A 23,602-nucleotide genomic window follows, 5' to 3' on the forward strand; every position below is an offset into this window, starting at 1 on the left:
GCCGGCACGGTCGGCTCCCTCTCCTAAGGGAGAGGGCTGGGGTGAGGGGAAGCCCAGCACGGAACGCCTGCAAGCAGGCAGTTCCTCCCGCGATAGATCTAGCCTTCGTTCGCCAAGTTGGCGGCGCCAATCTGCCAGCCGCCACCAAGCGCCTTGTACAACGCCACACTGGCCTGCAGGCGCAGCTGGCGCAGGCTGGCGAGGCCGTCCTGGGCGGCGTACAGGGTGCGCTGGGCGTCGAGCAGCACCAGCAGGTCCTCGGCGCCGGCTCGGTAGCGTGAGTTGGCCAGTTCGAACGCGCGCTCGGCCTGGCGCACCTGCTCGGCCTGGGCCTGCAACCGCGCCTCCAGGCCATCGATGGCATCCAGGCCGGACTCCACTTCGCCGAATGCCGCGATGATCCCCGCGCGGTAGTCCGCCAGCAGTTCTTCCTGGCGCGCCCGAGCGAGATCGCGCTGGCCGCTCAGGCGACCGTGGTTGAAGATCGGCGCGACCAGCCCACCGCTGACGCTGTAGAGCGGATCACTGGCGAGATCGCCCAGGCGCGAGCCGCCGCTGTTCAGATCCAGCCCCAGGGTGAGTTGCGGAAACAGCGCGGCGCGGGCGGCACCCAGATCGGCGGCGGCACTTTGCAGCTGCGCCTCGGCGCGAGCGAGGTCCGGCCGTCGGGCCAGCAACTGCGATGGCAATCCCGTCGCAATGCTCGGGTCGCTCAAGGTGTTCAACGAGCCCGCCTGCAGGCGCAGGTCCTGGCGCGTACTGCCGAGCAATACGGCCACCGCCACTTCGCTTTGCGCCACTTGCTGACGTAGCTCAGCCTGCTCGACCCGCAGCCCCGCCAGCAGTGCGCGCTGCTGCGCCAGTTCCAGCGGCATGGCCGCCCCGGCGCGCTGGCGCGATTCCAGGGTGGCGAGCACGTCCTCGGCGTTCTTCAGGTTCAGCCCGGCGATGCGCAGGCGCTCGCTCAGGCCCGCATGCTCCAGCCAGGCGCTGGCGACGGCGGCGGTCAGGCTCAGGTGCGTGCTGTGCAAATCGAATTTGCTGGCCTGCCATTGCGCCCGAGCGGCATCCCGCAGGGCACGGTTGCGGCCCCACAGGTCCAGTTCGTAACGGGTCTGAAGACCGAGTCCAAAAGCGTTGCCATCTACGTCGGCGTTGCCGCCCAGACGTCCCTGGCGCGAAGCGTTCAACGTGCCGTTCACTTCCGGTAGCAGAGGCGCGCCGGCGATCTGTAAGGCCGCACGGGCCTGGCGCAGGCGCGCCTCGGCGGCCTGCAGGTCATAGCTGTCGCGGGCGGCGCGCGCTATCAGCTGGTCCAGCTCGGCGCTGCCGAATTGGCGCCACCACTGGGCATCCAGCTGTACCGCAGCCGGCGCGGCCGTGTGCGTCCAAGCGGCCGGTGCGGCGATCCGGTGCGGCGGTGCGGGCTCCTGCAACGAACAACCGGCCAACAGCAGGCAGAGCAGGGAAAGTCGCACTTTCATCACTCACCTCCCAGCGCGATGACCGGGTCGAGCCGCGCCGCCTGTCGGGCCGGCGCAAAGCCGAACACCAGCCCGGTGACCAGCGCGCAGCCGAACGCACCGATGATCGCCGTCAGCGAGAACACCACCGGTACGCCGCTGAGCAGCAGCACCGCGCCGATGGACAACCCGATGACCACCCCGATCAATCCGCCCACCAGGCTCAGCAAGGTGGATTCGGAGAGAAACTGGCGGAGGATGTCGCGCTGCCGCGCGCCGGTGGCCACGCGGATGCCGATCTCGCGGGTGCGTTCGCGCACGGTCATCAGCATCACGTTCATCACGCCAATGCCGCCCACCAGCAGGGAAACAGCGGCAATCAGGCTGAGCATCAGAGTCATGCTGTCCTGCGCCTCGGCCTGGGCCTGCAACTTGGCGGCGGCGTTGCCGATGCCGAAGTCCTTGCGTCCGTGGCGCTCCAGCAGCAACGCCTTCATCGCCTCCTCGGCCTCTTTCACCAGCGCCGGCGACATGGCGTCGATCACCGCATAGTCCGGGTCGGTCATGCCCTTGTAGACCCGCGCGCGGCCGGCGTTGTAGGGGATGAAGAGCATCTCGTCGTAGTCCTCGACGCCCGAATCGGCGCCCTTCTCCTTGAGCACGCCGATCACCTCGAACAGCGCGTTGCCCACCAGCAGCTGGCGCCCCAGCGGGCTTTCACCATCGGGGAAGAAGTACGTCCAGGCCTTGTGTCCCATCACCACCAGCGGCGCCAGTTCGCGGTCCTCGGCGGCGGTAAAGAAGCGCCCCTGCACCACCGGCCAGCGGTGGATCAGCGGCATTTCCTCGGTGGAGGCGAAGGTATAGAGCGACTTGGAGAGGTTGCCGTAGCGCACGGTCAGCGCATTGCCGATCACCGGCATGGCGTGGCGCACTTCTGGCAATTCGGCCACCGCCGCCAGGTCATCGACGGTAACCGCCCCTATCGGCCCACCTTCGGGGGGATAGTCGCCGCTGACGTACATGATGGTGGCGCCCAGGGAAGCCATCTGCTGCACCACGCGCTGCTTGGTGCCCAGGCCGATGGCGAGCATGACGATCACCGAAGCCACGCCGATGACGATGCCCAGCAACGTCAGCGCCGTGCGGAAGCGGTTCAGCCACATCACGCGCCAGGCCGAGCGCAGGGCTTCCAGAAGATCGCTGGCGAGGCTCGCGCCACTGGCTTCGCGGGCATCGCGCAGGTCAGGTAGCGGCAGCGCGGTGTCGCCGGCCTGCCCGCCGCTGTCGGAAACGATGTGGCCGTCGCGGATCTCGATGACGCGCCTGGCCCGCGCCGCCACCTCACGGTCGTGGGTGATGAGGATCAGCGTGTGGCCCTGCGCGGACAGCTCGTCCAGCAGCGCCATGACTTCTTCGCCACTGCGGCTGTCCAGCGCGCCGGTGGGCTCGTCGGCAAGGATGATGCGCCCGCCGTTCATCAGCGCGCGGGCGATGGAGACGCGCTGCTGCTGGCCGCCGGAGAGCTGGTTGGGGCGGTTGTCCAGGCGCTCGCCCAGGCCCAGGCGGCGCAGCAGTTCGGTGGCGCGCTCCTGGCGCTGCGTGGCCGGCCGGCCGGCGTAGAGCGCAGGGACTTCGACGTTCTCCCGCGCGCTGCACGTGGGGACCAGGTGATAGCCCTGGAACACGAAGCCGAACGCCTCGCGGCGCAGCCAGGCCAGCTCGTCGCTGTCCATCTGCGCGACATCGCTGCCGGCGAAGCGGTAGCTGCCGGCGCTGGGGCGATCCAGGCAGCCGAGGATGTGCATCAGGGTGGATTTGCCCGAGCCGGAAGCGCCGACGATGGCGACGAATTCGCCCGGCTCGATGCGCAGGGAAACCCCATGCAATACCGTGACCTTCGGGCTGTCCCCGCCGCCGTAGTGTTTGACGATGCCGTCCAGTTCGATCAGGGCGGTCACCAGGTGAATCTCCGCGGCCCTTCCTGGGCGGTCAGCTCGCCGAGGATCAGCTCGTCGCCTTCGGCCAGGCCTTCGAGCACTTCGCCCTGCAGGCGGTTGCGCACGCCGACGCGCACCTCGCGGGCCTGCACATTGCCGGATGCATCGAGCACCTGGGCACGGTACAGGCCGCGCTGTTGCGGCACAAATTCCAGCGCGGTGAGCGGTACGGCAAGCACACCCTTGGCGGCAGCGTTGACGAAGGTGACCTGGGCAGTCATCTGCGGCATCAGCGCGCCGTCGGCGTTGTCCACGTCGAACAGCACGGTGTAGAGCACCACCTTGCTGGTGCCGCCGCTGGCCTGTCCGCTGCTACTGCTGCCGTCCTCGGTCTTGGGCTCCTCCGGCGCCGGCAGCACCTGGCGCACCGTGCCGGTCCAGCTGCGGCCGTCGCCGCCCAGGGTGGTGAAGCGCACCGGCATGCCGGCGCGTACGCGGCTGACGTCGGCTTCGGAGACATCCGTCCACACAGTCATCGACGACAGGTCGGCGATACGCAGGATCGCCGGCGTCTGGTAGGTGGCGTTGAGCGTCTGGCCCTGCTCGGCCTTCACCGAGATCACCGCGCCGGCGATGGGCGCATAGACGCGGGTGTAGTCCAACTGGGTCTGGTCGGCGCTGAGGGTCGAGCGGGTCTGCTGGATCTTCGCCTGCAGCTGGTCGATGCGCGCGGCGGACACCTTGCGCTCGGCCTCGGCCGTCTGCAGGTCCTCCAGCCGCGTGGAGCCCTCGGCGTACATCTGCCGCTGGCGGTCGTGCTTCTGCTGGGCGAGTTGCAGCTGCGCGCGCTGCTCGGCGAGCTGCGCCTGCAGGTCCGCCAGTTGCGCCTTGCCGGCATCCACCGTGGCCTGCGGAATACGCGGGTCGATCTCGGCCAGCAACTGGCCCTGTTCCACCACATCGCCGGCCTTCACCAGCAGGCGGTCGATCTGCCCGGAAACCCGTACGCCGACTTCAACCTGGGTGCGCGGCCGCAGCGTGCCGATGGCACTCACCGTTGCCTCGATATCACCCCGCGCCACCGGCTGGGTCTGGTAGCGCACGCCATCGCGACCGAACGCCCAGACCAATCCTCCCCCCACAACGACCAACAGGGCCGCCAGCGTCAGCAGGCGGCCCTTCTTCCCCCGTCCCATCCACTACATCCTTGCTGTCAGTGCAATTCGCTCGACTTGCCCATGGAGGCCACCGCTCCGGGTGCCAGGCTGTAGCGCTTGTTCTCGTCCCGTTCGAGCAGGCCGGAGAGGTGCAGGCGGCGCAGGGTCTGGCTGACACAACTGAGGGAGATGGGCAGGCCGGGCTCCTCCAGGTAGGCGTGCAGCTCCACGGCAGTCGCCTTGCGGCAGGCCACCAGCGCATCGAGGATGTTCAACCGCGGCAGGCTGCTGCGCAGGCCGGCGTGCTCCAGCAATTGCCGGGCGGGGCGCGGCAGGCGCGGGCGGACCGGGGTGCTGGTTTTGATAGCGACTCTCATGGGCGCACCTCGAAGGAAAGGGTGGAAACGTGGATCACGCTGTCGTAGCGCTTGCCGTCGACGCTGGCGCCGCCGTTGACCCGGGCCGAGACCTCCAGCACGTAGCGCGCCGGGAACGGCGTGGCCAGGCTCACGGTGCCGTCCGCCGCCGGCTTCAGGCTGCGGCTCCACTGCTCGGAGGTGTACACGTTGACCTGCGAGGCCGGCACCACGGTGCCCTTCCAGTGCAGGGCGAAGGTATTGCCGCCGGGCGTGGTGGGCACCAGCTCCAGATCATTCTGCGCCCGAGTCTCGGTGCGGCCCTCGCGGGCCTGATAGATGGTCAGGGTGCTGCCTCCGGCACGCTGGGCGGCGACGCGCAGGTCGCCCGGCGGCGCGGCACCGATGTCGAAGGACTCAACGCCAGCCTTCATCGGCGCCGTCTTGCCCTCGCCCAGCACGATGTGGGCGTTCTGCAACTGGGTCACCGGCAGATGCTCGCCGGGCTGCTGCTCGCTGAAATAGCTTTTCGCGCTCTGGCCTGCACTGCGTTCCAACCACAGATAGTCCGCGCTGGCCAATGGCGCACAGCTCAGCGCCACGGCCAGCAGCGTGAGCTGGCGAAGGTAGAAGGTCATGCGGTTCTCCTGTTGTCTGGCTGAAGTTCGCTTCCGTTGCGAATCGATCGCTTTCACATACAAGACGGATGAGCCGCAAAAAACACGCACCGAAAATGTGTAAAGAAATGGAAAAGGCCGCGAAAACCGCTCCGAAACATTTATTTGCAACTGCAGATGGCCGGTTTTTCGATCTCATCCGTCCTTATTCCTAGAACACCGCTGCTCCTTGGTGTCTTCGCGCCTCGCCGGCCTGGTCCGGCGGGGGCCTTTTCCATTGCCTTCCCTTGCGTGGCCGTGATTCCCCATGTCCAAGAAATCCCGTTCCAGGCTCTGGTTCCTGGTCCACAGCTGGCTGGCGCTGCCCATCTGGTTCTTCGTGTTCCTGGTGTGCATCACCGGCACCCTGGCGACGGTGAGCCAGGAGATCGTCTGGCTGGCCGACCCGGCGGTGCGCGCCAACGCCCCGGACGATAACGCCAAGCGCCTGGGCTACGACCAGGTGCTGGCGGCCGTCGCCGAGCAGCAGCCGCAGGCCGCCGTGCGCATGCTCAGCGCGCCGAGCGAGTCGCATTTCGCCCTGCTGGCGCGGGTGACCTACCCGGACAGCTCCACCGCCACGCTCTACGTGAACCCCTACACCGGGGCGATCCAGGGCAAGACGCCGCTGTTCGACTTCAGCCAGTTCACCCGTGCGCTGCACGGCTGGTGGCTGGTGCCCTTCACCCACGGTTTCAGCTGGGGCTGGTACCTGGTGTCGCTGCTAGGCCTGCCGATGCTGGCTTCGCTGGTCACCGGCCTGGTGGTGTACAAGCGCTTCTGGCGCGGCTTCCTCAAGCCAACCCTGCGCCTGCGCCAGGGTGCGCGCATCTTCTGGGGCGATGTGCACCGCCTGATGGGCATCTGGTCGATCTGGTTCATCGCGGTGATCTCCATCACCGGCACCTGGTTCCTGATCCAGGCGGTGCTCTACGACAACGCCATTTCCATCTCCAGCGAAGGCGTGCCGACCATCATCCAGCGCGACAGCATCCCGCTGAGCGCGGACGGCAAGGCGCCGCCGCGCATCGGCCTGGACGCCGCCGTGCTTTCCGCACAGCAGCGCATCCCCGGCTTCGAGCCGACCTTCTTCCGCCTGCCCTCCAGCGCCTACGATCCGGTCCATATCTTTGGCAAGGCCTGGTACCCGCTGATGTTCGAGAGCGCCCAGGTGAACCCCTATGACGGCAGCATCGCCTCGACCCGCCTGCTGGGCGACCGCTCCGGGCTGGAATTCGTCACCGAGTCAATGCGCCCGCTGCACACCGGCGACTTCGGTGGGCTGTGGATCAAGCTGATCTGGTTCGTGTTCGGCCTGATCCTCAGCATGATGGTGCTCAGCGGCCTGATGATCTGGAGCAAGCGCACCCTGATCGCCACCGCCAAGGAACTGAAGAAGCAGAAAGCCCGCGAGCGCATCACTGTCGCGGCCACCGCGGAGGCCAGCCAATGAGCGGCAACAGCAAGCTGCGCCGCCAGTGGCTGCGCTGGCGTTTCCACCTCAGCGCCCTGCTGGTGCTGATTCCCCTGGGCTTCATGCCGCAGTACTTCCACGAAGCGAAACTGGACCGCGGCCTGCGCGGCCTGGGCGAGCGCGAGATCGGCAATCTGCAGGTCGGCCCCTGGACGGCGCGCATGGCCGAATGGGAAGTCGGCGAGCCGGAAGACGAAGGCCGCGCCGGCTTCGTCAAGGCCTTTACCCTGGCCCTCTGCGACAGCTGCTATGCACAGGTGAAGGCCGCCTACCTGCGCATTGGCGAACCGCGCAGCCTGCGGGCCGCCGGCGGGCTGTTCGCCGGCACGCCGCACCAGCAGTTCGCGGAAGTCACGATCCCGGCGCGGGTCACCCCGACCGACAAGCTGTGGCTGACCGTGGAAGGCTGGGATGGCGCCGTGCACCAGGCGCAGATCCCTCTCGACCAGGCCTCGCCTTCGCTGGTGGCCTGGCTGGAAAAGACCCGGAGCAATCGATGAAAGCGATCCTCAAGTACAGCGCCCTGCTGCTCGGCCTGGCCGCCAGCGCCAGCGCCCTGGCCCACGCGCCCTTCTGCGAATGCACGGCGCTGGATGCCGAGACCATCCGCTGCGTCGGCGGCTTCACCGACGGCAGCGACGCCCCGGGCGTGACCCTGGACGTGATGAGCGCCGCCGACAACCGGGTGCTGATGCCCGGCAAGCTGGGCGCGGATTCCAGCCTGACCTTCAAGCGCCCCGGCGAGGACTTCTACATCCTCTTCGATGTCGGGCCGGGCTATCAGGTGGAAGTCGAGCCGAGCGAGATCCGCGGGCTCTGAGCGCAATCGGCAGCGCCCCGGTCCGGGAAGCGAGGGCGCGCCCCGATCCGGGAAGCAAGGGCGCGCCGTCCCTCAGGCAGCGGAGGAGTCGCCCTGCCCCGGCAGCACCAGCGCGGCCGGCACTGAGCGTTGACTCCTGGCGGCCAGCCAGTAGTAGGCCAAGGCCGGCAGCAGCAGGCCGATCAGCCAGGAGATATCCACGCCCCCCAGCGTCTCCACCAGGGGCCCGGTGTAGAAACCGCTGTCGATGAAGGGCATCTGCACCAGCACGCCGAAGCAGTAGACGCCGATGCCGGTCCAGTTCCAGCGGCCATAGCGGCCGTCGGGATCGGACAGCGCGGGGATGTCGTAGCGCTCGCGGGTGATGCAGTAGTAATCCACCAGATTGATCGCGCTCCACGGCGTGAAGAACGCCAGCAGGAACAGCAGGAACGACTTGAAGGCGGCCAGGAAGGAATGCTGCCCGGCCAGCGCCAGGCCGGTGGACAGGCCGACGATCACCAGCACGAACAGCAGACGCTGCAGGTGCGTGACCTTCAACTGGCCACGGAAGCCGCTGATGATGGTGGCGATGCACATGAAGCTGCCGTAGGCATTCAAGGTCGCGATGGTCACCTTGCCGAAGGCCACGCTGAAGAACAGTGCGGACGCCATCATGCCACTCGCCCCCAGGCCGACCACGTAAGCCACCGGCTGCCCGGAGAACTCCTTGCCGGCCAGCGCCGCGGCGAACACGCCGAGGACCATCGACGTCTGCGAACCGAGCACCGAGCCCAGGCCCACCGCGAAGAAGGTCTTCGGCGACGAGGTTTCGCTCGGCAGGTAGCGCGAGTAGTCCGCCACGTAGGGCCCGAAGGCGATCTGCCAGGACGCAGCCAGGGAAACCGCGAGCAGGAAGGTGTTCCAGGCGAAGTGGCGGTTCTCCAGCAGCACGCCGATATCGTTGACCGACAGCAGGCGCACGAACAGGTAGGCAAAGGCGACGATGCCCAGCACGCTGGCGGCCTTGCCCAACCAATGGATCACCCGGTAGCCGCAGACCGTCACCGCAACGATGACCGCCGCGAACACCAGGATGCCGACGGTATCGCTGACATGGGCCAACTGGCCGATGGCCTGGCCCGCCAGCACCGTGCCGGTGGCGTTGAAACCGACGTACATCACGCAGACCAGCACCAGCGGAATCACCGCGCCGAACACGCCGAACTGCACACGGCTGGAGATCATCTGCGGCAGGCCGAGCTTGGGCCCCTGGGCGCCGTGCAACGCCATCACCACGCCGCCGAATATCTGCCCGATGAGCAGGCCGATCAGCGACCAGAACACGTCGCCGCCCAGCACCACCGCCAGCGCGCCGGTGACGATGGCGGTGATCTGCAGGTTGCAGCCGAACCACAGGGTGAACTGGCTGAACAGGCGGCCGTGCCGTTCAGCCTGGGGAATGTAATCGATGGAGCGGGTTTCGATCAGGGACTTACCAGCCATGAAGCTTTCTCCTCGCCGCCGGACGTTCGCCCAGCTGCGCTGTTGTTGTTATGCACAGCGTTTCCTGATTCGCCGGGGCGGCAGCGGAGGCCGCCCCGTACCTGCCGTCAATGGCGGGCGGCATCCAGCACGGCGCGGGAGATGATGATCTTCTGCACCTCGGAGGTTCCCTCGAAGATCCGCAGGATCCGCGCGTCGCGCACGAAGCGCTCCAGCGGCAGGTCGCGGATGTAGCCGTAGCCGCCGTGCAGTTGCAGCGCGGCGTCGGTGATGTAGCCGCAGGCCTCGGCGGCGAACAATTTGGCGGTCGCCGATTCGAGGCTGAAGCGCTCGCCGCTGTCACGCCGCGCGGCGGCCTGCTGGGTGAGCAGGCGCGCGGCCTGGAACTGCGCGTGCATATCGGCGATGCGCCACTGGGTGCCCTGGTAGGCCGAAAGCGGCTTGGTGCCGATCTGCCGCTCATCCACCCACTTCAAGGCGTACTCCATGGCGGCGCGGGCGATGCCCAGCGACATGGCGGCGACTTCCACGCGGCCGCGATCCAGCACTTCCATGGCGGTGCGGAAACCCTGGTTTTCCTCGCCCAGCAGCGCATCCGCCGGCAGCCAGCAGTCCAGCGCCAGCTCGTAGATGGTGCTGCCGCGCAGGCCCATGGTCTTTTCCGGGTTGGCGAAGGTGACGCCGGCGGTGCCCTTGGGAATCAGGAAGGCGCTGATGCCACGGGCGCCGGCCTCCGGGTCGGTCTTGGCGTAGAGCACGATGAAGTCGGCTTCGCGGGCATTGGTGATGTAGTGCTTGCTGCCGCGAATCCGCCAACCGCCGGTCTCGTGCACGGCGCGGGTGCGCATGTCCGCCGGGTTGGAGCCGGCCGCCGGTTCGGTCAGGCCGAAGGCGCCGAGCAGCTCGCCGCTGGCGCAGCGTGGCAGCCATTCCTGGCGCTGCTCCTCGGTGCCGCCGATGAGGATCGAATCGGTGGCGAGGAAGTGTGCGGTCAACGATGACGCGGTGGAGGCGCAGGCCGCCGACACCGCCTCGACCACCCGGCTCATGGCCAGGCTGCCGATGCCGAAACCGCCATAGGTTTCCGGCAGGTTGATGCCCATGAAACCCAGCTCGCCGAGGGCCTGCAGGCTTTCGGCACAGAACGCTTCCTCTTCGTCATAGCGCTGGGCATTGGCGGCCAGCACGTCGCGGCAGACCCGCTCGGCGGAGTCGACGATGGCCAGTTCGGTGGCGTCGATATCGAAGTTCATTGCACAGCTCCTGCTTTATTCGTGAGGCCGAACGCGGCGTTGGCTTCGCCCAATCGGGGAGCGCGCGTCGCGGCGTGGGGCTTGCGCCCGTTGAAGTAGACCGGTTGCGGCACCAGTGGCGGCTGGTCGTCGGCCGGCTGCACCAGCAGTTGGCGCACCTGCGCCTGTTCGCTGCCGGTGGCCTCGGCTAGGTTCCACACCGGCGAGGCCGGCACGCCGGCATCCAGCAGCAGATCGCAGGCCTGCTCGACGCTGCGCTGGCCGGTCCAGGCCTCGATCTCGGCGCGCAATGCCTGCTCGTTGCGGGTGCGCGAGGGGTCGTCGGCGAAACGCGGATCGTCGGCCAGTTCGCCGCGGCCGATGCTTTCGCAGAAGCGCCGGAACAGCTTGTCGCTGGCCACCGCGATCACCACCAGGCCGTCGGCGGCGCGGTAGGTGTCGAACGGCGTCGACACCGGGTGGCGGTTACCGACCAGCCCCGGCGCCCTGCCGTGGGCGAACAGGTTGGACAGGCCAGTCATCTGCAGGCTGACCAGCACGTCGAACATCGCCACGTCGATGTATTGCGCACTGCTGCCCTGGTGCTCGCGGGCGAACAGCGCGCTGCTGATCGCCCAGGCCGCATAGACGCCGGCGCACAGGTCGCCGAGTGCTTCGCCGCTGCGGGTCGGCCCGGTCTCGGGGAAGCCGCTGACGCTCATCAGCCCGGACATCGCCTGGGCGACGATGTCGTAGGCCGGGCGGCGCGACAGCGGGCCGTTCTGGCCGAAACCGGAAATGCTCGCGTAGATCAGCTTCGGGTTGTGCTGCCTGAGGCTGTCGAAATCGATGCCCAGGCGCTGGGTGACGCCGGGGCGGAAGTTTTCCACCACGACATCGGCGTCCGCCACCAGGTCATAGAAACGCTGCAGGTCTTCCGGCGCCTTGAAGTCCAGCTCGACGCTGCGCTTGCCGCGGTTGATCAGGCCGAAATAGACACTTTCGCCGTCCTTGAACGGGCCGAGGTGGCGGCTGTCGTCACCATGCCCCGGCACTTCGAACTTGATCACTTCGGCACCGAGGTCGGCGAGCATCGCGGTGCAGTGCGGCCCGGCCAGCACGCGGCTCAGGTCCAGTACGCGCACGCCATTCAGCGGCTGCGGCGTGGGCAGTTCAGTCACATTGCTCATGCTCGATTCCTCAGCCTGTGATCATCGGCAGGTTCAGGCCCTGCTCCTTGGCGCAATCGATGGCGATCTGGTAACCGGCATCGGCATGTCGCATCACGCCGGTGCCTGGGTCGTTGGTCAGCACGCGGGCGATGCGCGCGGCGGCTTCGTCGGTGCCGTCGCAGACGATCACCATCCCCGAGTGCTGGGAGAAGCCCATTCCCACGCCGCCACCGTGGTGCAGCGAGACCCAGGTGGCGCCGCTGGCGGTGTTCAGCAGGGCGTTGAGCAGCGGCCAGTCGGACACGGCGTCGGAGCCGTCGCGCATGGCTTCGGTCTCGCGGTTCGGGCTGGACACCGAGCCGGAGTCGAGGTGGTCACGGCCGATCACGATCGGCGCCTTCAGCTCGCCGCTGCGGACCATTTCGTTGAACGCCAGACCGAGCTTGGCGCGCTGCCCCAGGCCGACCCAGCAGATGCGCGCCGGCAGGCCCTGGAAGCTGATGCGCTCCTTGGCCATGTCCAACCAGTTGTGCAGGTGGGCGTCGTCGGCGATCAGTTCCTTGACCTTGGCGTCGGTCTTGTAGATGTCCTCGGCGTCGCCGGACAGCGCGGCCCAGCGGAACGGGCCGACGCCACGGCAGAACAGGGGGCGGATATAGGCCGGAACGAAGCCGGGGAAGTCGAAGGCGTTGGCGACACCCTCTTCCTTGGCCATCTGGCGGATGTTGTTGCCGTAGTCGAAGGTCGGCACGCCCTGCTTCTGGAACTCCAGCATGGCCTGGACGTGCACGGCCATGGACTGCTTGGCAGCTTTCACCACGGCGGCCGGGTCGGTCTGCGCGCGGTCGCGGTACTGCTCCCAGGTCCAGCCGGCCGGCAGGTAGCCGTTGAGCGGGTCGTGGGCGGAGGTCTGGTCGGTGACCATGTCCGGGCGCACGCCGCGCTTGATCAGTTCCGGGAGGATTTGGGCGGCGTTGCCCAGCAGGGCGATGGAGATGGCCTTGCCCTCGGCGGTGTATTGGGCGATACGCGCCAGGGCGTCATCGAGGTCCTTGGCCTGCTCGTCGACGTAGCGGCTGGCGAGGCGGAAGTCGATGCGGCTCTGCTGGCATTCGATGTTCAGCGAGCAGGCGCCGGCCAGGGTCGCGGCCAGCGGCTGGGCACCGCCCATGCCGCCGAGGCCGGCGGTGAGCACCCACTTGCCTTTCAGGTTGCCGTCGTAGTGCTGGCGGCCGGCTTCGACGAAGGTTTCGTAGGTGCCCTGGACGATGCCCTGGCTGCCGATGTAGATCCAGGAGCCGGCGGTCATCTGGCCGTACATGGCCAGGCCCTTGGCGTCGAGTTCGTTGAAGTGCTCCCAGTTGGCCCAGTGCGGCACCAGGTTGGAGTTGGCGATCAGCACGCGCGGGGCGTTGGCGTGGGTCTTGAAGACGCCGACCGGCTTGCCGGATTGCACCAGCAGGGTTTCGTCGTCGTTCAGCTCCTTCAGGGTGGCGACGATCTTGTCGTAGCACTCCCAGTTGCGCGCGGCGCGGCCGATGCCGCCGTACACCACCAGCTCCTTGGGGTTCTCGGCGACTTCCGGGTCGAGGTTGTTCATCAGCATGCGCAGCGGCGCTTCGGTCAGCCAGCTCTTGGCGTTCAGTTGGGTGCCGCGCGGGGCACGGATTTCGGTATCACGGTAACGGCCGGTGGAGCTCATCTGGACTTCCTCGATGCAGGGGTGGCGCCACGCTGGAAGGCGGTCCGGCGGGGCGGAAACGGGTGAATAGAGGGCAACGGGCATTGCCGTACTCATCTAGTATCACCTGATATGTGTAAAACCTTATATCAACCTGTATATACAAGCTAATGCAAAGCGAGGGCCAAATAAGCTGGCGATGCCCAGGGAGCTCAGTCACATGACGACAATGTCGTTTTATTTCAAATGGATAGAAATCTTATGCACAGGCAGGCGGCGCCCCTCGCCACGGGCAGCAGCGAGAGAAGGTGGCGAGAAAGGAAGGAGAAAAAGTAACAGCGCGGTGCACAGAGGTAACAAAGCGGTGCACCACAGGAGACAGCGGGGCGGATTTTCCGCCCCCTCGGGATGACAGCTGATTACTGCCCGAAACGACCTTCGAGGCGATAGCGCGACCCCGGATAGACCAGTCGCGCAGCACCCACCTGCCCTTTCGCCGACCAGGTGCGACGGCGGATCAGCAGGCAGGCGTCGCCACGCTTGATGCGCAGCAGCTTGCAGTCGGCCGCTTCGGCGTTGATCGCCTCGACCACATGTTCACCCTCGGTCAGCGGCGCCAGCTGGATGAGGTAGGCGTAGGGGGTGATACGGGTGAAGTCCTGTTGCAGGTACTCCGGCGCCACCTCGGCGTTGACGAAGCGTTCCTCCAGCTGCACCGGTACGTCGTTCTCGTAGTGCACGACGACGGAGTGGAAGATGCGCTGGACGTTCTCCAGCTCGAACGGCATCGCCAGGGCCGCGCCCTCGGCCAGCGGCTCCAGCAGCACGACTTCGCAGCGGTGTTCATGCCCGCGCGCGGCGATCTCCTCGGCGATGTTGTGGATCTCGAAGAGCGCCGCGTGGCCCTTCTGTTCGGCGACGAAGGTCCCCACGCCCTGCAGGCGCACCAGCACGCCTTCGATGGTCAGCTCGCGCAACGCGCGGTTGATGGTCATCCGGCTCACGCCAAGCAGGGCGAACAGCTCGCTCTCCGAGGGCAGCTTGGAGTTGGGTTTCCAGACGCCGTTGCGGATCTGCTGCAGGATGATTTCCTTGACCCGCGCATACAGGGGCGCCGGAGTTTCCAACGCGAACGCGGCCAGGGAGGAATGATCTTGGGACACGGCAGCTCCTGAATCGGCGGAAGGCGGGCTAGCCGCCAGTTTACCTGCCACTGCGCCTGCCGCCTACGCAACAGACGCCGGGGAAAATCAGCAGGAATGAGACGCCTGGTTCCGGCTCACGAACGAGCCCGCAGCGGACCCGTGTTCGCGAGCAAGCTCGCTCCTACGAAAAGCAGCCCTGAACTCAGCGCGGCGCGATATGCGCCACCATCAGTTGCACCGTCTCGTTGCCACGGAATTCATTGACGTCGAGCTTGTAGGCCACTTCCGCCCAGCGCACGGTGGGATTGGGCCAGATTTCGCGGTCGATATTGAAGGCGATGGCGTCCAGTTGCAGCGAGCCGCACTCGGTCTTCAGCACCAGCTTCAGGTGCCGTTCGCCGACCACGCGCTGCTGGACGATCTGGAAGATGCCGTGGAACAGCGGCTCGGGGAAATGCTGTCCCCAGGGGCCGGCCTGGCGCAGCGCGCGGGCCAGCTCCAGGTGGAACTCCTCGGCGCCCAGCTGGCCGTCCGAGAGCAGGCGCCCGGTGAGGTCTTCTTCATCCAGCTGACGGCGCACCTCGGCGTCGAAGGCAGCGGCGAAGGCGCCGAAGTTTTCCTGCGGCAGCGACAGGCCGGCGGCCATGGCGTGACCACCGAACTTGCTGATCAGCCCCGGATGACGTGCGGCCACGGCGTCCAGCGCATCGCGGATATGGAAGCCCGGCACCGAACGCGCCGAGCCCTTGAGCGTTCCGTCGCCAGCATCGGCGAAGGCGATGGTCGGACGGTGGTAACGCTCCTTCAGGCGCGAGGCGAGGATGCCGATCACGCCCTGGTGCCATTCCGGGTCGAACAGGCACAGGCCGAAGGGCATCTCCTCCACCGGCAGTTCCTTGAGTTGGGCCAGCGCCTCGCGCTGCATGCCCTGCTCGATGGCCTTGCGGTCCTGGTTGAGCTGGTCGAGCTGCACCGCCATGTCGCGGGCGACGCCTTCGTCTTCGCAGAGCAGCAGCTCGATGCCGAGGGACATGTCGTCCAGGCGCCCGGCAGCGTTCAGGCGTGGGCCGAGGATGAAGCCCAGGTCGGTGGAGGTGATTCGCCGGCAATCGCGACCGGCCACTTCCAGCAACGCACGCAGGCCCGGGCGCGCACGGCCAGCACGGATACGCGCGAGGCCCTGATGCACCAGGATGCGGTTGTTGGCGTCCAGCGGCACCACGTCGGCGACGCTGCCCAGGGACACCAGGTCGAGCAGTTCGGCGAGGTTCGGCTCGAGGATGCCGCGCGCGGCGAACCAGCCGCGTTCACGCAGGCGGGCCCGCAGGGCGAGCATCACATAGAAGATCACACCGACACCGGCCATGGCCTTGCTGGGGAAGTCACAGCCGGGCTGGTTCGGGTTGACGATGGCGTCGGCGGCGGGCAGTTCCGGCCCCGGCAGGTGGTGGTCGGTGACCAGCACGCGCAGGCCGGCGGCCTTGGCGGCGGCAACGCCGTCGATGCTGGAGATGCCGTTGTCCACGGTCACCAACAGTTCCGGGCGCTTTTCCAGCGCCACGGCGACGATTTCCGGGGTCAGGCCGTAGCCATATTCGAAGCGGTTGGGCACCAGGTAATCGACCCAGGCCGCGCCGAGCATGCGCAACGCCAGCACACCGACGCTGCTGGCGGTGGCGCCATCGGCGTCGAAGTCGCCGACGTAGAGAATCCGCTGGCCCTTTTCCAGCGCATCGACCAGCAGTTCCACCGCCGTGTCCACACCCTTGAGCTGCTGGTACGGGATCAGCCGCGCCAGGCCCTTGTCCAGCTCCTCTGCACTCTGCACGCCACGGGCGGCGTAAAGGCGGGTCAGTAGCGGCGGCAGGTCGCCCAGGTTGGGCAGGGTTTGCGGGAGGGGGCGGGCTTCGATGCGCATGGGTGTTCCAGTCGATTCATTCAGGCGCCGATCCCGGCGCCCTGGTTACAGCGGGTAAAGCTGGCGCTTAACGCTCGCCCATCAGCCATTCGACCTGCAACTCGTGCTGGCCGCGCTCGTCGGTGACGAAGATGGTTCCTTCGCTGATCATCACGGTCCAGTTGATCGAGCGCGGCAGGTCGCGGGAGATTTCTTCCAGCGCTTCCTGGGGCATGGCGACGACGTTGAGGTTCTTCAGGTGGCGGACGCTGTCGAGCACCTTGGTGGTCCACACGCGCAGGTTGCCGTAGGCGACCAGGGTCAGCTTCTCGCAGCGGCGCGAGCACCAGGTCAGGCGATCGGCATCCGGCTGGCCGACTTCGATCCAGTGCAGCACGCGGTCGTCCAGGCTCTTTTCCCAGAGCGAGGGCTCTTCCACGTCCGACAGCCCACGGCCGAAAGCCAGTTGCTCGTTGTACCAGATGACGTAGGCCAGCAGGCGCACCGCCAGGCGCTCCTCGGTTTCCGAGGGGTGGCGGGCAACGGTGAAGCGCAGGGTCTCGTAGACCCCACGGTCGAGGTCGGTCAGGCTGATATCGGCTTTGTAGGGCGTGGCGGACAGGGCCATGGGTGTTCCCGGCGAATTTTCGAAGGCGGCAAGTCTACCGCGAAAGCACCGGCACCGTGGGTCAAGTGCGCGGACGTCGGTCGGTTCCAGGCTCCGGCGCGGCCAGTTCGATGCGGTTGCGGCCCTTGGCCTTGGCGGCGTAGAGCGCCTGGTCAGCCAGCGACAGCAGGCGCAGCAGATCGTGGCCGGCCTCGCGGCTGGTAGCGATGCCGATGCTCACGCTGAGCTGGCCCTCGGCCATGAACGGCAACTCGGCGAACTCACGACGCACGCGCTCCGCTACCTGGCACGCGCCCTCGGTATCAGCGCCCACGAGCAGGCAGGCGAATTCTTCCCCGCCGATGCGGGCGAACTGATCGTGCTTGCGCATCCGCGAGGCGGTGATGCGGCTGAACTCCACCAGCACACGGTCGCCAGCGGGATGGCCGAAGGAGTCGTTTAGGCGCTTGAAGTTGTCCAGGTCGCAGAGCAGCAGCGAGGCCTGTTCGCCCCGCTCGGCGCACAGGCGCAGCAGGCGCTCGCCGGTCTCCATGAAGGCGCGCCGATTGCCGACGCCGGTCAGCGGATCGCTCAGGGCAGCGTTGCGGAACTGCAACTCGGCACGCTCCTTGACCATCGCCAGGGTAGCGAAGGCGATACCGATGGCGAACAGCATGGTCTCGAAGACCAGGAAGGTGAAGAAAGTGGAGCCCTGGCCGTTGTTGGCCACACTCTCGAACGGCATGCCACGGTCGACCACCAGGCGCACCGCATAAACGAGGGTATGAAACAGCAGTAGCGCCAGCGGCGGACGCAACTCCACTTCCAGTTTGCGGCGGCCCCGCCACAGTTCGCTGATGGCCGCCACGCAATAGATGACCGTGATGCCCGTGCTGACGGCGATGCGCACCGCGAGGGATTCGTAGAACGCCGGGACCAGGCAGAGCGCTGCCCAGAACGCCGCTCCAGCGCCGATCAGCGGCCAGTGCGGCTTGCGGCCGGCGAAGACACGCATGGAGGTCCAGGTCATCGCCGAACACAGGTGCAGGACGACATTGCCCAGCAGGATCGCCACCCAGTCGAACCCCATCCCGCGCAGGGTCGCGAGGAAAGTCCCGAGGGCGCCCAGCAGCAGCGCAGCACTCATGTAGCCCAGGGTGGAGTCGCGGCGGCCACTGTGCCAGGCAAAGGCCATCAGCACGCCGACCAGGGTCAGCACGTAGAGGTCGACGACAACCAGCGTCGGCAGGTTCAACGTCATGCAACCCCCTCGCCACCCGGCTGCACGCATTCTTCGGAGAATGCCGCCAGACCCTCGGGCTGTGTGGAAGAAAACAGACGCATCACGGTGTACCTGCCTGAAATCAGGCGAGCTTGAGTAAGAAACTTCTGGATGCCGCTACTCTACGCGCGCCCAAGGCCGGCGCAAAGCGCTGATACCGGGCGCCTGCCCGGCGGCCTGTTCGAAGCCGCGCACACGGGTTAGAGTCCCGCCACTCTCCTTGCTCGGACCCTTCGATGAACAGCACCGCCAAACCCCTCGCCGGCCTCAAGGTCATCGAACTCGGCACCCTGATCGCCGGCCCCTTCGCCTCGCGCCTGTGCGCGGAATTCGGCGCCGAGGTGATCAAGGTCGAGTCGCCCGATGGCGGCGACCCGCTGCGCAAGTGGCGCAAGCTCTACGAGGGCACCTCGCTGTGGTGGTTCGTACAGGCGCGCAACAAGCGCTCGCTGACCCTGAACCTCAAGCACGAGGCCGGCCGCGAGGTGCTGAAGAAGCTGCTGGCCGAAGCCGACATCCTGATCGAGAACTTCCGCCCCGGAGTGCTGGAGAAGCTCGGCCTGGGCTGGGAGGTGATCCACGCGCTGAACCCGAAGCTGGTGATGGTGCGCCTGTCGGGCTTCGGCCAGAGCGGCCCCTACAAGGACCAGCCGGGCTTCGGCGCGGTGGGCGAGTCCATGGGTGGGCTGCGCTACATCACCGGCTTCGAGGACCGCCCGCCGGTGCGCACCGGCATCTCCATCGGCGATTCCATCGCAGCGCTGTGGGGCGTGATCGGTGCGCTCATGGCATTGCGTCATCGCGAGGTGAACGGCGGCGCCGGCCAGGTGGTGGACGTGGCGCTCTACGAGGCGGTGTTCGCCATGATGGAGTCGATGGTTCCGGAGTTCGACGTATTCGGCTTCATCCGCGAACGCACCGGCAACATCATGCCAGGCATCACGCCCTCCTCCGTGCACACTACGGCCGATGGCAAGCATGTGCAGATCGCCGCCAACGGCGACGCCATCTTCCGCCGCTTCATGACCGCCATCGGTCGCCTGGACCTCGCCGAAGACCCGACGCTCGCCAGCAACGACGGCCGCGATGCCCGTCGCGATGAGCTCTACGGCATCATCGATCGCTGGGCGCGTTCCGAATCGCTGGACACCGTGCTCAAGGTGCTGAACGAAGCGGAGGTGCCGGCCAGCCGCATCTTCTCCGCCGAAGACATGTTCAGCGACCCGCAATTCCTGGCGCGGGAGATGTTCCTCTCCGCCAAGCTGCCGGACGGCAAATCCTTCCGCATGCCCGGTATCGTGCCCAAGCTCTCCGACACCCCCGGCAGCGCCGAGTGGATCGGCCCGAAACTGGGCGAGCATACCGACGAGGTGCTTTCCGGGCTGGGCTACGACGCAGCCGCCATCGCCGCGTTGCGCAAGGACGGCGCGGTCTGACGCCTTTGCTCCTCTCTTTTGTAGGAGCGAGCTTGCTCGCGAACCGCGCAACACCGAACCGATCGGTGAGACTGTTCGCGAGCAAGGACTGGGCGTCCCCCTCGGTCCTACAGCCAGACCTCCTCTTTCACTGGAGGCTTGCACGTATATCCCATTGACATATCCCATCGAAAAACTAGCATGGCCAATATCAGCCATCCAAAGGGAGGTCCGTCATGGAACAAGGCTCCGTTTTCCAGAGCAACCGCAGTCAGGCCATCCGCCTCCCCAAAGCGGTGGCACTGCCGGAAGAAGTGAAACGTGTCGACGTGGTCGCCGTGGGGCGCACTCGCATCATCAGCCCCGCTGGAGAATCCTGGGACAGCTGGTTCGACGGGGATGATGTGACCGCCGATTTCATGAGCGAGCGCGAGCAACCCGCCGATCAGGAGCGCGAGGGTTTCTGATGCTGAAGTACTTGCTGGATACCAACATCTGCATCTTCACCATCAAAAACAAACCCGAAGCTGTACGCGAGGCTTTCAATCGCCATTACGGCCAGCTCTGCATCAGCTCGATTACCTTGATGGAACTGATCTACGGTGCAGAAAAATCTTCAGCTCCCGAAGCAAATCTGGCAGTGGTGGAAGGATTCGCGGCGCGGCTGGAAGTCCTGCCCTACGACACCGATGCCGCCGCACATACCGGTCAGCTGCGTGCCGAATTGGCGAAGGTCGGGAAGCCCATCGGCCCCTACGATCAGATGATCGCAGGGCATGCCCGCTCACTCGGACTGATCGTGGTCACCAACAATCTGCGCGAATTCGAACGTGTTCCAGGGCTGCGCCTGGAAGACTGGACGAAGTCCTGAAGCTGTAGGGAGTGAGCCTGCTCGCTCCTACAGAAAAGCCGGTCAGCCCGCTTCCTGCTCAGGCGCCTCGCTCTGCGCGATGAACTCCAGCATCTTCTCGCTGCCGTCCAGCAGGTCGGCGTGGATCGCCTCGCGGGCGGCGGGGCCGTTGCGTTCGCGCAGGGCGCGCAGGACGTCCCAGTGGTGCTCGATGGCCATGCGCTCGTTGAAGTCGGCGTAGGCCTGGGCGATCAGCGGGCCGGTGCGCATCCACAGGCTGTCGAGAAAGGCGCGCAGCAGCGGCATGCCGGCGATGTCGGCGAGGGCGAAGTGGAAGGCCTGGTTGAGTTTGAGCGCCAGCACCAGGTCATCCGCGTGGATCGCGTCGAGGTTCTCGCGGATGTTGGCTTCCAGCTCGTCCAATTGCTCATCGCTGGCGCGGGCAGCGGCGGTCTCGGCGGCGAGACCTTCGAGCGCCACGCGGATGCTGCGGATCTCCAGGTACTGCTCGAGGGTGAGCAGCGGCACACGGATGTCCCGCGGCGTCTTCAGCACCAGCGCCTGTTCCTTGGCCAGTTGCAGGATGGCGTCGCGCACCGGGGTGACGCTGGTGCCCAGTTGCTGGGCCAGGTCACGGATGCGCAGGCGATCGTCCGGCTTGAAGCGGCCGGTGATCAGTGCCTCGCGCAGCAGCGCGTAGACGCCGCTGCCCAGGTAGGAATGATTGAGCCCTTCGATCGGGTAGTTCATCGCCGTCTCATCGCGTGGTGCGGAATTCGGGCGCGAATGATGGTCGCTGATCGCGCCGAATGCCAGCCGGTTTCACACATGCTGCCCGCCGTTGACGTGAATTTCAGCACCATTCACGTAGGACGCGCCGCTGGTGCAGAGGAAATGGATGAGCGATGCGACCTCCTCTGGCTTGCCCAGGCGATGCATCGGGATATCGCGTTCGACGATCAGCTCGGTGCCCGAAGACAGGATGGCCGTGTCGATTTCCCCCGGCGCAATCGCATTTACCCGCACGCCGTGCGGGCCGAAGTCGTGGGCCATCTCGCGGGTCAGCGCGGCCAGCGCGGCTTTCGAACAGGCGTAGGCCGCGCCAGCAAAGGGATGCACGCGCGAACCGGCGATGGAGGTGACGTTGATCACCGAGCCCTTGGCTGCCTTCAGCTCGTCGAACAGGCCGCGCGCCAGCAGCGCGGTGGAGAACAGATTGACGTTGAACACCTTCAGCCAGGTGGCGTAGTCGCTGCCCAGCACGCCCAGGCGTTCGCCTTCCGGGCCCTTGGGCGAGATGCCGGCGTTGTTCACCAGGGCGTGCAGCGAGCCGCCGAGCTTCTCGCGGATCATCGGCAGGCTGGCCTGCACGCTGTCGATGTCTTCCAGGTCCAGGTGGATGTGGTTGATCAGGCCTTCGGCCCAGGGGCACTCGGCGCTCCAGTCCTGGCGCGAGGCTGTGAACACGCGCCAGCCGGCGGCGTTGAAGTGCTTCACCGTGGCATGGCCGATGCCGCGGCTGGCGCCGGTGAGAAGCAGGGTTCTGGTCTGGTTCATGGTGCAGGCATCCCCTTCATTTGAGTGCGCGCGAGTGGTGAGCGTCCTTGGAGCGCTGGCGCCAATAAAAACATGATGCATCATGTTTTGGAAGATGTTTTAATCGGTCCAGCTTGGTCCTACAACGAGCTATCCGAACAACAACAAGAAACGGAGCAACTTCCCATGATCGACCGCACCTGTTCCGCCCGTTCCTCTCCCTGATGTCCGAGGGCAACGCCAGCCGGCCTTTCAGCTTGGTCCGGCACGTCGCCCCACTCTTGAAGCTGCCCTCTTATTCATGGGCCGGATTGGCCCGCTCAGGAGTCATCGCATGTTCAAGAAAGCCATAGCACTGATGATGTTGGCCGGCGGCGCCGCCCAGCTCCACGCCGAGACACTGACCGTGGTGTCGTTCGGTGGCGACAACAAGGTGGCCCAGGAAAAGGCCTTCTACAAACCCTTCGAGCAGCAGGCCAAGGTCACCGTGCAGGGCGCCGAGTACAACGGCGAGATGGCCAAGATCAAGGTCATGGCCGACACCGGCAAGACCAGCTGGGACGTGGTCGAGGTGGAATCCCCGGAACTGATGCGCGGTTGCAGCGAAGGCCTGTTCGAGCAGCTCGACTGGAGCAAGCTCGGCAAGCAGGCCGACTTCCTCGACGCCGCCGTGAGCGACTGCGGCGTGGGCATCTTCATCTGGTCCACGGTGCTCACCTACGACGCCAAGAAACTCGCCAGCGCACCCACCGGCTGGGCCGATTTCTGGGACGTGAAGAAGTACCCGGGCAAGCGCGGCCTGCGCCGTGGCGCCAAGTTCACCCTGGAATTCGCCCTGGAAGCCGACGGCGTGAAACAGGCCGACCTGTACAAGGTGCTGGCCACCAAGGAAGGCGTGGACCGCGCGTTCAAGAAACTCGACGAGATCAAGCCCTACATCCAGTGGTGGGAAGCCGGCGCGCAACCGCTGCAATGGCTGGCCGCTGGCGACGTGGTGATGACCTCGGCCTACAACGGCCGCGTCGCCACCGCGCAGAAGGAAGGCCGCGACTTCGCCATCCAGTGGAACGGCAGCATCTACGACCTGGACCACTGGGCCATCGTCAAGGGCAGCCCGAAGAAGGACCTGGCCGAGCAGTTCATCGCCCTGGCCAACAAGCCTGAGCACCAGAAGGTCTTCGCCGAGAACATTCCCTACGGCCCGACCAACAAGAACACCATCCCGCTGATCGACGCCGCCATCGCGCCGAAACTCCCCACCGCGCCGCAGAACCTGGAGAACGCGCGCGCCATGGACACCGAGTTCTGGATCGACCACGGCGAGGAACTGGAAACCCGCTTCAACGCCTGGGCGAGCAAGTAAGCCTGGCGCTCCCGCCCGGCCCCGCGCCGGGCGGACGCGCCACCCCGCCTGGCCGCTGCAATACCGAACGA

The 23,602-nt window shown here is 66.5% G+C and carries 22 protein-coding genes; 7 read left to right on the top strand and 15 right to left on the bottom strand.

The genetic code is table 11. The features are described from left to right. Window positions 1–98 precede the first annotated feature (98 nt). Genes G4G71_RS25215 through G4G71_RS25235 form a run of 5 tightly spaced genes read right to left on the bottom strand, consistent with a single transcriptional unit; the run spans window position 99 to window position 5,554 of the window. Complete coding sequence (locus tag G4G71_RS25215; RefSeq protein WP_169941079.1) at window positions 99–1,484, bottom strand: efflux transporter outer membrane subunit; 1,386 nt, start codon at window positions 1,482–1,484, stop codon at window positions 99–101. Next, window positions 1,484–3,427, bottom strand: a complete 1,944-nt coding sequence (locus G4G71_RS25220) for an ABC transporter permease (protein ID WP_169942794.1) — start codon at window positions 3,425–3,427, stop codon at window positions 1,484–1,486. Before G4G71_RS25220 ends, G4G71_RS25215 begins: the two co-directional genes overlap by 1 nt. Beyond that, window positions 3,421–4,599, bottom strand: coding sequence for an efflux RND transporter periplasmic adaptor subunit (locus G4G71_RS25225; protein ID WP_169941081.1), 1,179 nt, complete (start codon window positions 4,597–4,599; stop codon window positions 3,421–3,423). Before G4G71_RS25225 ends, G4G71_RS25220 begins: the two co-directional genes overlap by 7 nt. Before the next feature lie 17 nt (window positions 4,600–4,616). Beyond that, window positions 4,617–4,937, bottom strand: coding sequence for a transcriptional repressor (locus G4G71_RS25230; RefSeq protein WP_240964841.1), 321 nt, complete (start codon window positions 4,935–4,937; stop codon window positions 4,617–4,619). Further along, window positions 4,934–5,554: a hypothetical protein gene (locus tag G4G71_RS25235; protein WP_169941083.1), complete on the bottom strand. Its 621-nt coding sequence runs from the start codon at window positions 5,552–5,554 to the stop codon at window positions 4,934–4,936. The genes G4G71_RS25230 and G4G71_RS25235 overlap by 4 nt, the downstream gene beginning before the upstream one ends. 286 nt (window positions 5,555–5,840) lie before the next feature. Between G4G71_RS25235 and G4G71_RS25240 the strand changes: the two genes are divergently transcribed. The 3 genes from G4G71_RS25240 to G4G71_RS25250 are packed head-to-tail and all read left to right on the top strand — an operon-like array spanning window position 5,841 to window position 7,866. After that, on the top strand, window positions 5,841–7,025 hold the full coding sequence (locus G4G71_RS25240; RefSeq protein ID WP_169941085.1) for a PepSY-associated TM helix domain-containing protein: 1,185 nt from the start codon (window positions 5,841–5,843) through the stop codon (window positions 7,023–7,025). Then, window positions 7,022–7,546, top strand: coding sequence for a thiamine pyrophosphate-binding protein (locus G4G71_RS25245; protein ID WP_169941087.1), 525 nt, complete (start codon window positions 7,022–7,024; stop codon window positions 7,544–7,546). The genes G4G71_RS25240 and G4G71_RS25245 overlap by 4 nt, the downstream gene beginning before the upstream one ends. Continuing rightward, on the top strand, window positions 7,543–7,866 hold the full coding sequence (locus G4G71_RS25250) for a hypothetical protein (RefSeq protein ID WP_169941089.1): 324 nt from the start codon (window positions 7,543–7,545) through the stop codon (window positions 7,864–7,866). The genes G4G71_RS25245 and G4G71_RS25250 overlap by 4 nt, the downstream gene beginning before the upstream one ends. Window positions 7,867–7,938: 72 nt before the next feature. Here the strand turns inward: G4G71_RS25250 and G4G71_RS25255 are convergent, their stop codons facing one another. The 8 genes from G4G71_RS25255 to G4G71_RS25290 form a co-directional block, all read right to left on the bottom strand. Continuing rightward, window positions 7,939–9,351 carry a purine-cytosine permease family protein gene (locus G4G71_RS25255; protein ID WP_054908240.1) on the bottom strand — a complete coding sequence of 471 codons (1,413 nt, stop codon included), beginning with the start codon at window positions 9,349–9,351 and terminating at the stop codon, window positions 7,939–7,941. Between the two features lie 107 nt (window positions 9,352–9,458). Next, window positions 9,459–10,604 carry an acyl-CoA dehydrogenase family protein gene (locus G4G71_RS25260; protein ID WP_169941091.1) on the bottom strand — a complete coding sequence of 382 codons (1,146 nt, stop codon included), beginning with the start codon at window positions 10,602–10,604 and terminating at the stop codon, window positions 9,459–9,461. After that, a complete protein-coding gene (locus G4G71_RS25265) occupies window positions 10,601–11,773 on the bottom strand; it encodes a CaiB/BaiF CoA transferase family protein (RefSeq protein ID WP_169887267.1) in 1,173 nt (390 codons plus the stop codon). The genes G4G71_RS25260 and G4G71_RS25265 overlap by 4 nt, the downstream gene beginning before the upstream one ends. 10 nt (window positions 11,774–11,783) lie before the next feature. Then, a complete protein-coding gene (hutU, locus tag G4G71_RS25270) occupies window positions 11,784–13,457 on the bottom strand; it encodes a urocanate hydratase (protein ID WP_169941093.1) in 1,674 nt (557 codons plus the stop codon). Between the two features lie 398 nt (window positions 13,458–13,855). Beyond that, window positions 13,856–14,599 carry a histidine utilization repressor gene (gene hutC, locus G4G71_RS25275; protein WP_169941095.1) on the bottom strand — a complete coding sequence of 248 codons (744 nt, stop codon included), beginning with the start codon at window positions 14,597–14,599 and terminating at the stop codon, window positions 13,856–13,858. A 184-nt stretch (window positions 14,600–14,783) separates the two neighbouring features. Next, window positions 14,784–16,499: a single-stranded-DNA-specific exonuclease RecJ gene (gene recJ / locus G4G71_RS25280; RefSeq protein WP_169941097.1), complete on the bottom strand. Its 1,716-nt coding sequence runs from the start codon at window positions 16,497–16,499 to the stop codon at window positions 14,784–14,786. A gap of 67 nt (window positions 16,500–16,566) precedes the next feature. Beyond that, window positions 16,567–17,106 carry a YaeQ family protein gene (locus G4G71_RS25285; RefSeq protein ID WP_045209899.1) on the bottom strand — a complete coding sequence of 180 codons (540 nt, stop codon included), beginning with the start codon at window positions 17,104–17,106 and terminating at the stop codon, window positions 16,567–16,569. A gap of 61 nt (window positions 17,107–17,167) precedes the next feature. Continuing rightward, the gene (locus G4G71_RS25290) at window positions 17,168–18,346 is read right to left on the bottom strand and encodes a GGDEF domain-containing protein (RefSeq protein ID WP_169941099.1); all 1,179 of its coding nucleotides are present in this window, start codon (window positions 18,344–18,346) and stop codon (window positions 17,168–17,170) included. 257 nt (window positions 18,347–18,603) lie between these two features. Here G4G71_RS25290 and G4G71_RS25295 point away from each other — a divergent pair, with 257 nt between their 5' ends. The 3 genes from G4G71_RS25295 to vapC all read left to right on the top strand — a co-directional run bounded on the left by G4G71_RS25295 (window position 18,604) and on the right by vapC (window position 20,653). Beyond that, entirely contained in the window at window positions 18,604–19,803 is a 1,200-nt protein-coding gene (locus tag G4G71_RS25295) for a CaiB/BaiF CoA transferase family protein (RefSeq protein ID WP_169941101.1), read from the top strand. 215 nt (window positions 19,804–20,018) lie between these two features. Beyond that, window positions 20,019–20,249 carry a type II toxin-antitoxin system VapB family antitoxin gene (gene vapB, locus G4G71_RS25300; protein WP_169941103.1) on the top strand — a complete coding sequence of 77 codons (231 nt, stop codon included), beginning with the start codon at window positions 20,019–20,021 and terminating at the stop codon, window positions 20,247–20,249. After that, window positions 20,249–20,653: a type II toxin-antitoxin system tRNA(fMet)-specific endonuclease VapC gene (vapC, locus tag G4G71_RS25305; RefSeq protein WP_169941105.1), complete on the top strand. Its 405-nt coding sequence runs from the start codon at window positions 20,249–20,251 to the stop codon at window positions 20,651–20,653. Before vapB ends, vapC begins: the two co-directional genes overlap by 1 nt. A 42-nt stretch (window positions 20,654–20,695) precedes the next feature. Here vapC and G4G71_RS25310 read toward each other — a convergent pair whose 3' ends face one another. Both G4G71_RS25310 and G4G71_RS25315 read right to left on the bottom strand, forming a co-directional pair. Next, complete coding sequence (locus G4G71_RS25310; RefSeq protein ID WP_169941107.1) at window positions 20,696–21,382, bottom strand: GntR family transcriptional regulator; 687 nt, start codon at window positions 21,380–21,382, stop codon at window positions 20,696–20,698. A 72-nt stretch (window positions 21,383–21,454) separates the two neighbouring features. Next, window positions 21,455–22,189 carry an SDR family NAD(P)-dependent oxidoreductase gene (locus G4G71_RS25315; RefSeq protein WP_024765199.1) on the bottom strand — a complete coding sequence of 245 codons (735 nt, stop codon included), beginning with the start codon at window positions 22,187–22,189 and terminating at the stop codon, window positions 21,455–21,457. A 313-nt stretch (window positions 22,190–22,502) separates the two neighbouring features. Here G4G71_RS25315 and G4G71_RS25320 point away from each other — a divergent pair, with 313 nt between their 5' ends. After that, on the top strand, window positions 22,503–23,531 hold the full coding sequence (locus G4G71_RS25320; protein WP_169941108.1) for an ABC transporter substrate-binding protein: 1,029 nt from the start codon (window positions 22,503–22,505) through the stop codon (window positions 23,529–23,531). Window positions 23,532–23,602: the final 71 nt, after the last annotated feature.

The sequence above is a fragment of the Pseudomonas multiresinivorans genome, from assembly GCF_012971725.1.
GTDB classification, from domain to species: Bacteria; Pseudomonadota; Gammaproteobacteria; order Pseudomonadales; family Pseudomonadaceae; genus Pseudomonas; species Pseudomonas multiresinivorans.